At 63.5% G+C, this 14,700-nt stretch carries 13 protein-coding genes and 2 pseudogenes; 7 read left to right on the top strand and 8 right to left on the bottom strand.

Annotated elements, in window-relative coordinates:
* Nucleotides 1-122, bottom strand: a pseudogene (locus tag BM004_RS41220) (IS3 family transposase); the annotation flags it as partial.
* A gap of 924 nt (nt 123-1,046) precedes the next feature.
* On the opposite strand from BM004_RS41220, the gene BM004_RS39920 reads away from it, so the two are divergent.
* From BM004_RS39920 to BM004_RS41210, 6 genes are all read left to right on the top strand, one after another.
* Nucleotides 1,047-3,479 carry a catalase gene (locus tag BM004_RS39920; protein WP_093222391.1) on the top strand — a complete coding sequence of 811 codons (2,433 nt, stop codon included), beginning with the start codon at nt 1,047-1,049 and terminating at the stop codon, nt 3,477-3,479.
* A gap of 47 nt (nt 3,480-3,526) precedes the next feature.
* On the top strand, nt 3,527-3,871 hold the full coding sequence (locus BM004_RS39915; RefSeq protein WP_093222388.1) for a DUF2934 domain-containing protein: 345 nt from the start codon (nt 3,527-3,529) through the stop codon (nt 3,869-3,871).
* Between the two features lie 56 nt (nt 3,872-3,927).
* Nucleotides 3,928-4,638 carry a glycosyltransferase family 2 protein gene (locus BM004_RS39910; protein WP_093222385.1) on the top strand — a complete coding sequence of 237 codons (711 nt, stop codon included), beginning with the start codon at nt 3,928-3,930 and terminating at the stop codon, nt 4,636-4,638.
* A gap of 28 nt (nt 4,639-4,666) precedes the next feature.
* Nucleotides 4,667-5,209: a DUF421 domain-containing protein gene (locus BM004_RS39905; protein ID WP_093222382.1), complete on the top strand. Its 543-nt coding sequence runs from the start codon at nt 4,667-4,669 to the stop codon at nt 5,207-5,209.
* 320 nt (nt 5,210-5,529) lie between these two features.
* On the top strand, nt 5,530-5,775 hold the full coding sequence (locus tag BM004_RS41215; RefSeq protein ID WP_143072686.1) for a hypothetical protein: 246 nt from the start codon (nt 5,530-5,532) through the stop codon (nt 5,773-5,775).
* Between the two features lie 23 nt (nt 5,776-5,798).
* Nucleotides 5,799-6,059, top strand: coding sequence for a hypothetical protein (locus tag BM004_RS41210; protein ID WP_143072685.1), 261 nt, complete (start codon nt 5,799-5,801; stop codon nt 6,057-6,059).
* Nucleotides 6,060-6,090: 31 nt separating this feature from the next.
* Here BM004_RS41210 and BM004_RS39895 read toward each other — a convergent pair whose 3' ends face one another.
* From BM004_RS39895 to BM004_RS39865, 7 genes and pseudogenes are all read right to left on the bottom strand, one after another.
* On the bottom strand, nt 6,091-6,495 hold the full coding sequence (locus BM004_RS39895) for a VOC family protein (RefSeq protein WP_093222378.1): 405 nt from the start codon (nt 6,493-6,495) through the stop codon (nt 6,091-6,093).
* 10 nt (nt 6,496-6,505) lie between these two features.
* Nucleotides 6,506-7,378 (bottom strand): SDR family oxidoreductase, encoded by an 873-nt coding sequence (locus BM004_RS39890; protein WP_093222377.1) that lies wholly within the window; start codon nt 7,376-7,378, stop codon nt 6,506-6,508.
* 108 nt (nt 7,379-7,486) lie between these two features.
* A pseudogene (locus BM004_RS39885) lies at nt 7,487-9,567 on the bottom strand (NAD(+) synthase).
* A complete protein-coding gene (locus BM004_RS39880) occupies nt 9,554-10,219 on the bottom strand; it encodes a cysteine hydrolase family protein (protein ID WP_256220307.1) in 666 nt (221 codons plus the stop codon). Before BM004_RS39880 ends, BM004_RS39885 begins: the two are co-directional and overlap by 14 nt.
* Before the next feature lie 3 nt (nt 10,220-10,222).
* Nucleotides 10,223-11,080: an alpha/beta fold hydrolase gene (locus BM004_RS39875; RefSeq protein ID WP_093222374.1), complete on the bottom strand. Its 858-nt coding sequence runs from the start codon at nt 11,078-11,080 to the stop codon at nt 10,223-10,225.
* Between the two features lie 28 nt (nt 11,081-11,108).
* Nucleotides 11,109-11,324, bottom strand: coding sequence for a DUF3606 domain-containing protein (locus BM004_RS39870; protein ID WP_093222373.1), 216 nt, complete (start codon nt 11,322-11,324; stop codon nt 11,109-11,111).
* Between the two features lie 30 nt (nt 11,325-11,354).
* Nucleotides 11,355-12,575 (bottom strand): zinc-dependent alcohol dehydrogenase, encoded by a 1,221-nt coding sequence (locus tag BM004_RS39865; RefSeq protein WP_093222394.1) that lies wholly within the window; start codon nt 12,573-12,575, stop codon nt 11,355-11,357.
* Between the two features lie 191 nt (nt 12,576-12,766).
* Between BM004_RS39865 and BM004_RS39860 the strand changes: the two genes are divergently transcribed.
* Entirely contained in the window at nt 12,767-13,681 is a 915-nt protein-coding gene (locus tag BM004_RS39860) for an SDR family NAD(P)-dependent oxidoreductase (RefSeq protein WP_093222370.1), read from the top strand.
* Nucleotides 13,682-14,700 lie beyond the last annotated feature (1,019 nt).

The following is a 14,700-nucleotide window of genomic DNA, read 5'->3' as shown; positions in this document are numbered from 1 at the left end:
CCGATCTTCGGTGCAATCGATTCGATCGCCGCACACAGCGACGGGTACTCCCCACGGTGCTCCTGCACCATCCTCACCGCGCGCTCACGCACCTCGGGTGAGAACTTGTTCGACTTCTTCATGGCTCAATCCTCTCAGAGTGTTGAGCCTCCACAAATCCGGGGCGATTCACGTAGGCAAATGCCGCAGCGCGCGGTTCGCTTGTCAAAACCAAGTGGCCGCGTGGGAAGGACAGGCCGTTGTAGGAGACGGGAGGTCACTGAAATCATCTTTTTTCCCAATCCCCGTCCCACTCGTAAATCTCACGATGGCTTCAAACTCTAGAGAGGACCGAGGGATGGCCGAGCGATAGTCTCAAAGGACGCCTTTCCTGCCCCTTTGGCGCCAGCCGCAATGCATCAATCGTGGAGAGAGTCGGTCGTTCGGGTCTTAGTCCCGTCCAGTGAAGGAGGTTCAACAATGCGCAACTCCCGTTGCCGCTCTCCCTGCGGACTCGGAGGCGAATTTTGGTTGCTTGTCGCAGTCTTGGCATTGCTCGCGATGCTCGCGCTCTTGCACCTCGCGGTCCAAAAAGAGCGTGATTCGGGACTCGCAGTTGTTGATGCTCAGACATTGTCAGCCCTGTTCGCGCGTCCGGCCACAGCACCGTCGCGGAGCATTCCCCGATCACCAAACTAGGGGAAACATGTTGGAAGAAATGAAGTTCGACGTCCGTTCAACTGCTTCTCAGACTGCGACGTGTGCTTTGAAAACCAGGCCTTTGCAATTCGAGGCAAGTGTCGAAGTGACGCCCAAGGGATTGCTGGCCATGGCTGCATTGGTTTCCGGCATGCTTCTCTCAACGGCCGTGGTAGTGCGCTCTGCAACGTGGGGCCGCTAGCTTCGTGGAAGGCGTTCATTAAGCGACTGCACGCGACTGCTTGGTCGCCCTTTTTGGGGTAAGGGGATTGGGGTTGCCTTCCATACGGGCCTGCGATGCGCATTCTTCCTACATCGGCGTGTAGGGCCGGTCCCTAGCCTCTGCGTCCCTATTTAGGAGAAAACGCATGGCCAAGAAGTCGCCTGATTCATCTTCGTCCGCTGCCGAGATCGATGCGGCCCGCGCCGCGGCGAGAAACACGGATAGTGGCCCGGCAAACCCGGCGCCAGCATCGGCGGGGAAAGGAGATTCACCCGCCCAAAAGGCGATCGATACGCAAAAGCTGGCGAGTTCGATGCCAGCTAATCTGAACAAGCCTTCTGAGTACGGCGAGAAAAACGCGGCGCTGACGCCGGTGGGTCTTGTCGCAGAGCCGCCCTCCCCGCTGCCGGGCGCAAGCACCCTCTCCGAGGCAAACTTCTCCAATAAGACTGGCACTGTCGCGAGAGAAAGTGTCAACGCGACCATCGATACGCTGGACCGAGTCCGCGTCGACTCGAGCGGACAACTACTGACGACGAATCAAGGTGCCCCAGTTGCTGACAATCAGAACTCGCTCAAGGCAGGTACGCGCGGGCCAGCGCTGCTTGAAGACTTCATCCTGCGGGAGAAGATCACGCACTTCGACCACGAGCGCATTCCCGAGCGCATCGTGCACGCGCGCGGTTCAGGTGCACATGGCTTCTTCGAGTGCTATGAAGCGCTCACGCAGTACACCAAGGCAGCGCCCTTCAAGCAGGCTGGCAAGGTAACGCCTGTGTTCGTGCGCTTTTCGACGGTGGCCGGCGAGCGTGGCTCGAAGGACACCGCGCGCGATGTGCGCGGCTTCGCCGTCAAGTTCTACACCGACGAAGGCAACTGGGATCTGGTAGGCAACAACATTCCAGTCTTCTTCATCCAGGACGCGATGAAGTTCCCCGACCTCGTGCATGCGGTAAAGCCCGAGCCGCACCACCAGATGCCTCAAGCGGCCAGCGCGCACGACACCTTCTGGGACTTCGTCTCGCTGATGCCTGAGTCGACCCACATGCTGATGTGGCAGATGAGCGACCGCGCCATTCCGCGCAGCTACCGAATGATGCAGGGCTTCGGCGTTCACACCTTCCGCCTAATCAACGACGCGGGCGAGAGCGTGTTGGTGAAGTTTCACTGGCAGCCCAAGCTGGGGACGCATTCGCTGGTGTGGGAAGAAGCTGTGAAGATCTCCGGCGCCGATCCCGACTTCCATCGGCGCGACCTGTGGGAAGCGATCGAGGCGGGCGAGTATCCCGAGTGGGAACTTGGTCTTCAGATCTTTACCGAGGAGCAGGCCGAGCAATTCAGCTTCGACATCCTCGATGCCACCAAGATCATTCCCGAGGAACTCGTTCCCGTACAGGTGGTTGGACGCCTTGTGCTCAACCGCAACCCCGACAACTTTTTTGCTGAAACGGAGCAAGTAGCATTCTGCACGGCGCATGTCGTGCCAGGGATCGACTTCACGAACGACCCGCTGCTGGCCGGGCGCATCCATTCGTATGTCGACACGCAAATCAGCCGTCTTGGCGACCCGAACTTCCACGAGTTGCCGATCAACGCGCCAATTGCGCAGGTCCACAACAATCAGCGCGACGGCATGCACCGCCAGGCGATCAACCGCGGCCGCGTTGCCTACGAACCGAACTCGCTTGCGGGCGGCTGCCCGTTCCAGGCAGGCGCGGCTCAGGGCTTCATGAGCGTGGCCCGGCGCATCGATGCGAACGAAAGCGCCGACAAAGTACGGATCAAGCCCGAGAAGTTTGCGGACCACTACACACAGGCCCGTCTCTTCTTCGAGAGCCAGACCGAAGTCGAGAAGGCGCACATCGGCAATGCCTTCCGCTTCGAGCTTTCCAAGGTCACTGTGCCGGCGATCCGACAGCGAGTCGTGGCCAGTCTGTTGAACGCGGCGCCAGACCTCGCCGAGCGTGTCGCAAGGGATCTCGGCATGGAGCTTCCCACCCCTTTGCCCAAAGCGATGGAAACGCCAGCCTCTCCTGAGGTAGAAGCATCGCCGGCGCTGTCCCTTATGGCGCGACCTGGAGACGGCAGCATTCGCACGCGAAAGGTTGCCGTCATGATCGACCATGGCGTGGAAGGCGCTTCCCTACAGAAGCTGATCTCATCGCTCTTTGCCGCCGGTGCTATCCCGCGTCTGATCGCTGCGCGGCTCGGCACCTATGTCGGCGCGGGCGGAGAAAAGTTTGAAGCCGATGCCACCATGGAGAACTCTCCGGGCTTCCTGTTCGACGCCTTGGTACTGCCTGACGGCGCCAAGGCCGTCGAAGCGCTCGATGCGGACGCCCACACGCTCGAATTCCTACGTGACCAATATTGGCACTGCAAGACCATTCTGGCTTTCGGAGCCTCAGAAGCACTGCTGGCGGAAGCGCAAATTCCAATGACGATGCCCGATGGCGCGGTCGATCCTGGCCTCATCTTGGTAGACGCCGCAGGGGCTGATGAAGGCATCGCGTCATTCGTCGCTGCGATGGGCGCACATCGTCACTTCGCGCGCGAAAACGACCCGCCGGAGGTCTGATCGAACGATACCTCGCCTCTTGGGGGGAGACACCAAAGGAGTTGTCTATGAAGCAGAGTGGAAGTCAAAAGCAAATGTCGCCTGTCAACATCGACCAAGCCCGGGCCGTTGGCCAGGACAGCCCCGCCGAGGGGAGCCGAATGGGACGCGAAGCAAACAAGTCTCATGGCTACCCGGGTGAGGCCGAGCAGGCGAACGTTGGAGATTCACCGGCCGAAGTCTCCTCCAGCGAAGGGCACGCCGATTCAATCATGTCCACGTCTGATGCGCGCGATGACGCGATCCGGCGCGCCGCCTACGAGGCTTTTCTGCGTCGAAACGGGGGTGCCGGAGACGAAACGAGCGATTGGCTTGAGGCCGAGGCCAAAGTGAACCGAACGAGCGGCACTTAGCAAAGAATTTTTCCGCCCATCCCACGCATCAAAAGCAATTCAGCGGAGGTATTCCCATGATCGGCATCGTTATCCCGGCACACAACGAAGAACAGGTCATCGGCAACTGCTTTGCCGCCGTCCAGCGCGCTGCGCAGCATCCAGCCTTGAGGGGAGAGCCTGTGGAAACCGTCGTTGTGTTGGACGACTGCGCTGACGCAACTTACGCAGTGGCCGCCGCCGCCGGTGCAACGACCCTGAGCGTGTGCGCACGCAACGTGGGTCAGGCCCGCGCCGTGGGCGCGCAGGCCATGCTGGCACGCGGCGCTCGCTGGCTCGCCTTCACCGATGCGGATACCGTGGTCTCCGTGGCGTGGCTGGCGAACCAGCTTGCATTGAAGGCGGATGTGGTGTGTGGCACGGTCTGTGTGCGAGACTGGTCACCGCACGGCACCAACGCCGAACTGCTGCAGGCTCACTTCAGTGAGACGTACTTTGACCGCGACGGCCATCGCCATGTGCACGGGGCGAACCTCAGTGTGTCTGCCGAGGCATACCGCGAGGTCGGCGGTTTTCGGCAACTCGCCTGCGGGGAGGACGAGGCATTGGTCGCCGCGCTGGTTGCCGCTGGCCGACATGTCGTGTGGAGTTCACTGCCCCGAGTGGTGACGAGCGCGCGAGTCGACGCGCGGGCGCCGGGTGGGTTCTCACGCGCGCTGTTGAACGCTGTTGCGCAGCGTCTCGCCGGGGTGGCCGCGCCACTGCAAACCGCGGCTGTTGCAGCGTGACACGCGCTCACCGCGTGCCCCCCCCGAAATGAACGACCTTGTCGAACTGTTTGCCCGTGAGTATCCAGTTTGGCACATGGTGCTGCGCGGCACCGTTGTCTACTGGTTCCTGCTGCTTGTCTTTCGCTTTGTGCTGCGCCGCGACATTGGTTCGATGGGAGTGGCCGACCTATTGTTCGTGGTGCTCGTCGCCGATGCTTCGAGCAACGCGATGCAGGGCGAGTACAAGTCCATCAACGATGGGCTCGTGCTGCTTTGCACACTCATCGCTTGGAATTTCGGTCTCGACTGGCTGAGCTACAGATCGCCAGTAATCGCGCGGTTTCTCGAGCCTGTGCCCGAAGTGTTGGTACGCCAGGGCCGAGTCAACCAGCGCGCCATGAAGCGGGAAATGATCACCCGCGAAGAACTCGAAGGCAAGCTGCGTGAACAAGGCGTCGAGGACATTGCAGCGGTGCGCATCGCCCGACTTGAAAGCGACGGCACGCTGAGCGTGTTCAAAAAGCGGGGCGACGGAAGCTCACCACCGACTGGCGGTGCCCCTCGTGAACCGGGTCCGCCCAGTCCTTGAACGCAAGCCCAGTCGACCCTCCCTGCACCCTCCTAGCCGTTCGTTGCTTCCTGATTGAACCCCGAAGGCTCGCGTCCAACATTCCCCGCAAATACATGCGCCTCCTTGGCCTTCTGTACCGCCGCTGCCGCCCGAAGATCTGGTGAGTTGAGCAGTCAGATTCGCGCCGCTCGGCCGGCACGTTCGCTTTCCTCAGCGCATCTTCCATCTTGGCAGCATCGCTACGCAGCGGATCGCACTGGTCCCTTGGTCATGTGTCAAAAAACCATGTGACCCGTGGAAAACTAGCACCGGCATGCTAGAAAGTCTATCCTGCTGAAATGCCGCCTCTTCTCGCCGTCGACCTTGATCTTCCTGCCGGTTGGCACTGCGATGTCGTGCTGACGCAGAACTTCGAGGGCGCGGTCTCTGGAAAAGCCGAGTTGCGGCAAGGCAGAGAGGCCCGGTGTGTCTTCGTGATTGCCCAGCAAGGCAGTCGAGAGGCGGCACAAGCGCGTTTGCAATTTCGCATCGACCACTTCGTCCGTGAATGGGAGGCGCGAGTCGCAAGCGAACAGGGAACCTGAAGACGAACGATCTGGAGGACTTTATGCTTTCTCCCGCAGGTCGAAGCGGACTGCGCGCTCAAAAGCTTGCCGCGGAACTGGGATGCGAAGTACGAGAAACCTTACCGAAAGTTGGGTGGTCGCAACCCGCCCTCCTCGGAGCAAAAGGGGAGCTCGCCGCGCAACTCAAGTCCGCCGGCGGTCGCTGGAGTTCTTCGGACGAGGTGATTCTGTTTCCGACTTGGTCGACCCTTGAGGAAGTGCTCGAGGAAATTATCGAAGGCCGTCGTTTCAAGGCAGCTTGAGCGATGGGCGGCTGCCCGGCCCCGCTGACTCTTAGCCAAGCACCTCCCTCGTGTGCACGAAGCAGAGCTTGTGCCCTTCCGGGTCCAAGCAGTACGCCGCATAGAAGTCCGGCGCGTAGCGCAGCCGCAAGCCGGGCTGACCCTGGTCCACGCCCCCGTTCAACATGGCGGCCCGCCAGGCGGCGTCGACCACCGGGCGCTCGGCTGCCAGGAAGCTCACCTGGGTGCCATGGCCCACGGTGGCCTCGCCGCCATCGAACGGCGCGCCAATGACGAACTGCGGCCAGCGCCGCGCCGGCACTCGCCAGATGATGCCCGCCGGCCCAGCCGCATCCAACGGCGCAGCCCGCTCGAGGCCAAAATGAACCAGCACGCGGTCGTAGAAAACGCACATCCTGCGCAGGTCGCTTGCGCCGATTTGCACATGCGCGAACACCGCGGCCGCCTCAGATGAAAGGCACGCCGCCCGTCACCGGAATGGTCGCGCCTGAGATGTAGCTCGCCTGGTCCGACGCCAACAGCACGTACACCGCCTGCAGCTCGGCGGGCTGGCCGGGGCGCTTCATCGGCGTTTGCGTACCGAAATCCTTCACCTTGTCCGGCGACATGGTCGAGGGAATCAGCGGCGTCCAGAAGGGGCCCGGCGCCACGCAGTTCACGCGGATTCCCTTCTCGGCCAGCAGTTGGGCCATGCCACCGGTCATGTTCTGAACGGCGCCCTTCGTCGCCGCGTACGCGACGAGCGTGGCGTTCGGCTTGTCCGCATTGACCGAGGCCGTGCTGATGATTGCGCTGCCTGGTTCCATGTGCGCCACGGCCGCTTTGCAGAGAAAGAAGTTGGCGTAGACGTTGGTGCGGAAGGTGCGGTCGAACTCTTCGCAGGTGATGTCCCCAAGCTCCTTGTGGCTCATCTGAAACGCCGCGTTGTTCACCAGGATGTCGAGCTTGCCGAAGCGCTGCACCGCCGTGTCGACCAGCTTCCTGCAAGGGGCCTCTACGCAGATGTTCCCCGGCACCGCGACGCACATCCGGCCTTCGCGCTCGATCAGTTCCTTGCAGGCCCGTGCGTCGGAGTCCTCCTGCGCCAGATACGAGATCGGCACGTCAGCGCCCTCCCGCGCGAAGGCAAGCGCAACAGCGCGGCCGATGCCGCTGTCGCCGCCCGTGATCGATGCGGCATTGCCTTTCAGTTTGCTGCTACCGACATAGGAAGATTCGCCGAAGTCCGGCCGCGGCGTCATCTTCGACTCCAGGCCGGGCGGCGACTGCTCCGGTGTGTCGAAGGGCGGACGGGGGCCTGCGTGCAGGGGATCTGTCATGGTGCGCTCCGTTCCGGTTGCGGGTTGGAATGGGTTCAGTGCCGAAGCTACGCATCGGCCCACGCACTTCCATCGGACAAATGCCCGACCGGTGCCCGACCTCGCGCCTCACTGCTGCGAGTCGGGGACCCGCGCGAGTTCGTCCAGCCAGGCACGCGACTCCGGGTCGCTGGCGCGCGCCAGTCGCCTCGCGGCGAGAGCGACCCGCCCGAGCCCACCTTCGGGGAATTGGGCACGCAGTTGCGCTTGAACTGGCTGGTCTGGAAGAAGCGGTAGAGGAAGGTGTGCAAGTGGCGCTTGATGTCAGCTAGGGCGTAGGCGTTGCGCGGCGCGAGCACGTCCTCGCCTTTCGCCATGGGCTCGGGCCAGGGCCCCTCCTCGCGGTCGTGCCATGCGCACCAGGCCAGGTACGCCACCTTCGATGGCCGAAACCCGTATCGCAGCGTGTAGTAAAGATGAAAGTCCTGCAGTTCGTAGGGCCCCACGGTATCCTCCGTGTGCTGTCCGGGCTGCGACTGGGCCTTGTCGCCCGGCACCAGTTCCGGGCTCACCTCCGTCGCGAGGATCTCGCGCAGCACGCGGCTGCCCCCCTCGCCCAGCAGGCCCTGGTCGGCGACCCAGCCGACGAGGTGCTTGATGAGCGTCTTCGGCACGCTGGCGTTCACGTTGTAGTGCGACATGTGGTCGCCGACGCCGTAGGTGCACCAGCCCAGCGCGAGCTCACTCAAGTCGCCCGTGCCCGCGACGATGCCGTCGTGGAAGTTGGCCAGGCGAAACAGGTGACTGGTGCGCTCGCCGGCCTGCACGTTCTCGAAGGTGATGTCGTACTGCGCCACGCCCTGCGCCACCGGGTGCCCGAGGTCGGCGAGCATCTGTCGGCAACTCGGGCGGATGTCGATCTCATGCGCGGTGCAGCCAATGGCCGCCATCAGCTCGTGCGCCTGCGAGAGCGTTCGGCCGCTGGTGGCGAAACCCGGCATCGTGAATCCGAGGATGTGGCTGCGCGGTCGCCCCAGCCGGTCCATTGCCTGCGCGATGACCAGCAGCGCGTGGGTCGAGTCGAGGCCGCCCGACACGCCGATCAGCACTTTCTCGATGCGCGATGCTTCCAGACGCTGCACCAGCGACTGCACTTGGATGTTGAAGATCTCGTGGCAGCGCGCGTCGCGCGTGGCCGCCTCGGCGGGCACGTACGGAAAGCGCTCGACCGTGCGGCGTAGCGCGCCGCACGGCGCCGCGGGCGCGTCAAGCGCGAACTCGACTGCGCGCCAGCCCGCGAGCGCAGCCTGATGCTGTCGAGCGGATTCGCCGAAGCTGTTCTGTCTGATGCGCTCGTGCGAGAGCCGCTCCAAGTCGACGTCGGCGTAGATCGTGTGCGAGCGATTGCTGAAGCGCTCGCTCTGCGCCAACAGATCGCCGGCTTCGCAGATCAGCGCCTGGCCGTCCCACGCCAAGTCGGTGGTCGATTCGCCGATGCCTGCCGAACTATAGAGATAAGCCGCCTGGCAGCGTGCCGACTGCATGCCTACCAGGCGTTGCCGGTAGTCCGACTTCCCCACCGTGATGTTGGAGGCCGACAGGTTGACCAGCATCGTCGCGCCCGCAAGCACAGCGTAGCTCGATGGCGGAATCGGTACCCACAGGTCTTCGCAGATCTCCACGTGCAGAGCCAGCAGCGGCTGCTGCCGCGAGCGGAACACCAGGTCGGTCCCGAAGGGCACGTCGTGGTTTTCGAGCGAGACCGATGTCGCCACCACCGTGGCCGCGCTCGCGAACTGGCGAGCCTCGTAGAACTCGCCGTAGTTCGGCAGGTAGGTTTTGGGCAGGACGCCCCGCACGCGGCCGTTGCCGACGACCGCGGCGCAGTTGAAGAGACGGTGGTCGACCACCAATGGCAACCCCACGATGCCCAGCGCGCCCAGCGTGCGCGATGCCTCGGCGACCTGCGCGAGCGCCGCACGGCAGGCGTCGAGCAGCGCCGCCTGGTGGAACAGGTCGTCGCAGGTGTAGGCGCTCAAGCCCAGCTCCGGAAACGCGACCACCACCGCGCCCTGCGCAGCCGCGTCGCGGAACATCTTGATGGTTTCCTGCGCGTTGGCCGCCGGGTCGGCGACCCGGTTGTGCGGCACGGCGACCGCCACACGAGCGAAGGCGTGCGTGCGAGGGTCGAAGAACTCACTTTCTGTCATCGCGTTCCGCTCCTTTCGCTAACGCCGGCGGCAGACGGATGCGCGAACCCGGCGTGGTGGCAATGCCGAAGACCTGCGGGCACTGCGCCATCAGCATCGCCTGGCGCCGCGCGGTCTGCGTGCCGGTGCAGTCGCGCGGCATCACCACCTCTAGGCCGCGCATGCGCGCATCGGTCGCGGTGCTAAGCACGCATTGGTCGCTGGCCACGCCCGTCACGATCAGGCGTTTCACGCGCAGCACGCCCAGCAGTTGCTCAAGCGGCGTGGCCACGTAGGCCGACTGTTGCGGCTTCAGCACGAAGTAATCGTCGTGGTCGGGCAGCAGCGCTGTGGTGATCTCGGCCCCACGCCCGCCGCACGCGATGGAAAGCTCGACCAGCGCGCCGAAGTCCGAACGCCATCGGCCCCTGTTGTCGTTTGCGTATACCACCGGCACGCCGGCTGCCTTGCACCGGCGCTTCAATCTAGCAATGCGGCGCGACACCTCGACGGCGACGGGCAACAGCTTTTCCGCGTCGGGAAAGTCCCAGCAACTGATCATGTCCACCACTAGCAAGCCAGTCGCGCCGTTGGCGTCCTCTACGGCCAGGCCGCTGCCGCTGTCCTTGGCGATGCTTTGTTTCGAGGACGGCATCGAACGCTGGGCTGCCATCGTTCAAACTCGCATGAATTCCAAGAGACGCGCGGCGAGTTCGGCAGGCTTTTCTTCGGCCATGTGGTGCCCGCAATCGAGCGAACCGCCGTGCAAATCGCTCGTCCAGGGCGCCCATACACCCAGCACATCGCCGTATAGGTCTTCGAGGTCGTCCTGCTTCGCCCAGAGGCACAGCGTGGGGCATGCGACCTTGCGACCCTGGCGGCGGTCTTCCTCGTCGTGCGCACGGTCGACACCCAAGCCCGCTCTGTAGTCCTCGACCATTGCGTGAACGGTGGCGGGGTCGTGGATGGCGCAACGGAAGTCAGCGAAGGCCTCTTCGCCCATGTACGTGGGCGAGCCGCCGTACCACGCATCGGGATTGGCGAGAATCGCGCGCTCGGGCTTCTCCGGCTGGGCGTAGAAGAACCAGTGCCACCAGCGAGTAGCGAACGTGTCGGTGCACCGCGCGAGCGCCTCCGCGATCGGTACGCCGTCCAGCACGGCCAGCCGACTGATCACTTGGGGATGGTCGAGGGCGGCACGCAATGCGACGTAGCTGCCGCGGTCATGTCCCACCACGGCAAAGCGGGCGTGGCCCAGGCGATGCATGAGTTGCACGCAGTCCGCAGCCTTGGCCCGCTTGGACGAGCCCGCGTGGTCGCCGCTGTCCGCCGGCTTGGAGGATTCGCCAAATCCACGAAGATCTGGGCAGACCACCGTGTGGTGTCGCGCCAGCAATGGCGCGACGTGGGCCCAAGTGGCATGCGTGCGCGGATGCCCATGCAGGAGCAACACCGGCGGCCCTGCGCCGCCGTGGCGAACACGCAGGGTTGCGCCTTCCAACTCGATGCGCTCCAGCTCGAAGCCTTCAAACATTGGGCCCATCCCGCCAGTGCCTGCAGCACTAAATCGCCTTCGCCGCGGTGTCCGCGGTGTCCGCATTGGTCGAGCTGCGGCTGCCCTTGAGGTAAAGCTCCACGTCGGCCGCCTTGTCGCCGACCTCCGCGATGGCGTGGGCCAGCTGTTCGTGCGCTACGTCGAGTTCACGCGTCCAGCGCGCGACCTGTGCTGAATCGTTCTTGTCGATACGTGGGGGCGTAGCATCGCTCGGATGGGCCATAACGTCTCCTTTTTGGATGAAAGATTCAGCTCAGAGCGGCAGCGTCCGCTCGGCCTCGGCGGCGACAGGCGCCGGGTTTCGCGGACCCGAAGGCGTCAGCACGACCTTGCGGCACTCCTCTTCAGCCTTCTCGAAGATGTCGTAGCCGCGCGCCGCGTCTTCCAGCGCCATGTGGTGCGTGATGATCACTTCGGGTTTCAGGTCGCCGGCCTGGATGTACTCGAGCAGCTTGGGCATGTGCTGCTGGGCATGCGTCTGGCCCATCTTGAAGGTCAGGCCCTTCTCGAACGCGTCGCCGAACAGGAAGCCATGGATGAAGCCGGCGTACACGCCGGGCACGCTTACCACCCCGCCGCGCCGCGTAGCCGCAATGGCCTGGCGCAGCGCCTTGCCGCTGGAGCCTTCAAGCTTCAGGTCGGTCATGACCGTCTCCAGGGTGCTGCCCTTGGCCTCGAAGCCGACTGCGTCGATGGAGGCATCGACGCCGCGGAAATCGGTGCGCTCGATGATGGCACCCGCGGGGTCGTCCATGTCCTTGAAATTGATCGGCTCCGCACCGTAGGTGGCGCGCGCGAACTCGAGCCTGTACGCATGCTCGTCGACCATGAAGATGCGCTCCGCCCCTAACAACCGCGCGGAGGCGGCGGTCATCAGGCCGACCGGACCCGCGCCGAAGATGGCCACCGTCGAGCCCGGTCCCACCTCGCCGTTCACAGCGGCCTGGTAGCCCGTTGGCAGGATGTCCGAAAGGAACAGCACCTGCTCGTCCGCAAGCCCTGGCGGAATCACGAGCGGGCCCACGTTCGACTTGGGGACGCGTACAAATTCCGCCTGCCCGCCCGAGTAGCCGCCGTACAGGTGGGAGTAGCCGAAGAGCCCGGCACCGGAGCGCACGTTCTTCTTGTTGAGTATGGCGCCGCGCCCGGGGTTGGTGGTCTCGCAGGCGGCGAACAACGTCTTATTGCAGAAGAAGCACTGGCCGCAGGCGATGGTGAAAGGCACGACCACGCGGTCGCCTTTCTTCAGGCGTGTGACGCCCTTGCCGGTTTCCTCAACGATGCCCATGAATTCGTGGCCCAGGATGTCACCCGATTCCATGTCCGGAATCTTGCCGCGGAAGATGTGCAGGTCCGAGCCGCAGATGGCCGTTGCGGTCACACGCAGCACCACATCGTCGTCCTGCTCCAGCACCGGGTCGGGCACAGTCTCGACGCTGACGTTTTTCGAAGACTGGTAGGTAAGAGCTTTTATGGTGCGTGGTTCCTTCGAAGGCTTCAATCAAATGAATGAGGGTTATGAAAACTGCGAACCCGCGCGCCAGGGCGGCGCCGGATCGAAAAACTATCTTTCGCAGTTCTATATCCACGTAGGAGTAGGCGCACTCTGGACGCGCGTCTCAGCCGTCCGGGTCGTCGACCCCAGTATTGGCAAAGTAGCTTGCATTGGGTGCGACGTTTCTCAACAAAGATGCGGCGCCGTCGGGAATCGGGCTCGAGTTGGCGCGGTGTTGCGCGGCAGCGGGCTTCGATCTGCTGGCCGCCGCCGGCGAGCCCGACATCGAGGCCGCCGCCCAGATCCTGCGGTCCGCGAACGTGCAGGCGCAGGCGCAGGCGCTCCAAGTGGACCTTTCAACGATGGAAGGCGTGGACCGCCTCTACGCCACTGCAGGCGGGCGGCCTGTCGACGCCTTGCTGGCAAACGCCGGACGCGGCCATGGCCATGGCTTTCTCGACGAAGACTTCACACAGGCCACATTGGCTCTTGATGCCATCGTCACCGGAATGCTCTATGCGAGATCGGGTCGCGTCCTCATCACCGGCTCGATCGCAGGCTTCATGCCGGGGTCTTTCCAAGCGGTGTACAACGGGACGAAGGCGTTCATCGATTCGTTTTCCTTCGCGTTGCGCGATGAGCTGAAGGAATCTGAGGTCAACGTGACCTGCCTGATGCCCGGCCCGACTGACACCGAGTTCTTCGAGGGCGCCGACATGCTGGACACCAAGGTCGGCCAGGCCGAGAAGGCCGACCGCGCCAAGGTCGCGAACATCGGTTTCGAGGCCATGCTCGACGGCGAGGGCGACGTGGTCGCTGGTTGGAAGAACAAGCTGCAGACCGCGCTGGGCAACTCGTCGGTGTTGAGCGATGACGCCACCTCGTTGATCCGCTTGGTCGTGCAGGGCGGAAGAGGGCCGCGCAGCACGAGCGGGCCTCCTCCACAGGTGATGCCCGGGTTCGATTTGACGCTGACCGACGTGCAAACGGCACAGGTACTCACCTATGTACGCCAGTCGTGGGGCAACATGGCGCGACCAGTCACGACCAACGACGTCACCACGCTCAAGCGCAAGCTTCGCTAGGCGGCGGAAACCTCTCCTTACTGCATGCGACGTAGGCCGCCGATGCGGGCTGCGCGCACGACGCTTCCGGTCCGTTCCAGCACATCGTCGACGTCACGCCCTGCACCCCTCGATCGTCCCGTAATTTCACCGCGAACCAGTTGAAGAAATATTCCATTGAGCAGTACGCGACCGATGGCTGCAGCTTAGACGCTCGCCACGGCGAATCCGCTGTAATTAACTTAAGCCGTCAAGTAAACGATCAGTGACCCGGGCTTCAACTCGTCGCGATGATTCAGAACCTGTCCCCAGTTGGAACTGCCGTTCAAGGGGTACGGTCCCTCTGCGGGTCGGAGTGACTCGACATACGCTGGCGGGAAGAGCCACTTGTAAGCTTGAGAGCTTAAGAGTGATAGCGCCAGCGCGAATCCGAGAACCTGCCGGACTTCGGAGTGCAGCTGCCGAACTTCCACAAACAGTGCCTGCAACTTTTCACGATGCTCGTGTCTGTTGCTGCTGGCAAGCGGGCTGCCGTGCCGATGCTGTAGATCGTGAAGTCGCAATGGCTTGTCCGCGCCGGCGGCGGTCATAGCTGAAGCATCCGAATGGTGATCGACCCAGTGTGGGCGCGGAGCGCGCAACGCCAAGCGTGAGGCGCAAGAGGCGGCAATGGCGCACGCACGACGGAATCTCTTCCAGGAATGCAGCCCAAGCGGGATCGCCCGCGGGGCCCCAAAGATCGTATCGCCGACGCAAGTTCGTGCATTCGACGATCGCGCCTGCAAGTGGGACGCCGGCCAGCTTGGAATAGCGTTCGGCAAACTGCAACTGCAACTGCAAGTCAAAAATGCCTCCGAAGGGCCGCGGATCACGTCGCGATGATCAGTCTGGCCAGAGGACGTGCAGCGATAGTGGGACCGGCGGCGCATGCGTTCGGGTCAGTCTCTAGTCTTACTGTGTCACAAGAGTAGCTTTACGCCCGCCCTTCCGCAGCAGGGGCACTGCCCGAGACGAGCGATCAGCTGGTAGCTCAGTCGATG

This window comes from Variovorax sp. OK212 (assembly GCF_900112425.1).
In the GTDB taxonomy this organism is placed as follows: domain Bacteria; phylum Pseudomonadota; class Gammaproteobacteria; order Burkholderiales; family Burkholderiaceae_C; genus Variovorax.
This window is presented reverse-complemented; position numbering and strand designations above follow the sequence as displayed.

What these genes read in the sequence shown, in the direction of transcription:
- BM004_RS39875 (WP_093222374.1), bottom strand. Translation starts at nt 11,080, where the DNA reads ATGTTTGAAGGCTTCGAGCTGGAGCGCATCGAGTTGGAAGGCGCAACC.
- BM004_RS39920 (WP_093222391.1), top strand. Translation starts at nt 1,047, where the DNA reads ATGGCCAAGAAGTCGCCTGATTCATCTTCGTCCGCTGCCGAGATCGAT.
- BM004_RS39890 (WP_093222377.1), bottom strand. Translation starts at nt 7,378, where the DNA reads ATGACAGATCCCCTGCACGCAGGCCCCCGTCCGCCCTTCGACACACCG.
- BM004_RS41215 (WP_143072686.1), top strand. Translation starts at nt 5,530, where the DNA reads ATGCCGCCTCTTCTCGCCGTCGACCTTGATCTTCCTGCCGGTTGGCAC.
- BM004_RS39915 (WP_093222388.1), top strand. Translation starts at nt 3,527, where the DNA reads ATGAAGCAGAGTGGAAGTCAAAAGCAAATGTCGCCTGTCAACATCGAC.
- BM004_RS39870 (WP_093222373.1), bottom strand. Translation starts at nt 11,324, where the DNA reads ATGGCCCATCCGAGCGATGCTACGCCCCCACGTATCGACAAGAACGAT.
- BM004_RS39910 (WP_093222385.1), top strand. Translation starts at nt 3,928, where the DNA reads ATGATCGGCATCGTTATCCCGGCACACAACGAAGAACAGGTCATCGGC.
- BM004_RS39905 (WP_093222382.1), top strand. Translation starts at nt 4,667, where the DNA reads ATGAACGACCTTGTCGAACTGTTTGCCCGTGAGTATCCAGTTTGGCAC.
- BM004_RS39880 (WP_256220307.1), bottom strand. Translation starts at nt 10,219, where the DNA reads ATGGCAGCCCAGCGTTCGATGCCGTCCTCGAAACAAAGCATCGCCAAG.
- BM004_RS41210 (WP_143072685.1), top strand. Translation starts at nt 5,799, where the DNA reads ATGCTTTCTCCCGCAGGTCGAAGCGGACTGCGCGCTCAAAAGCTTGCC.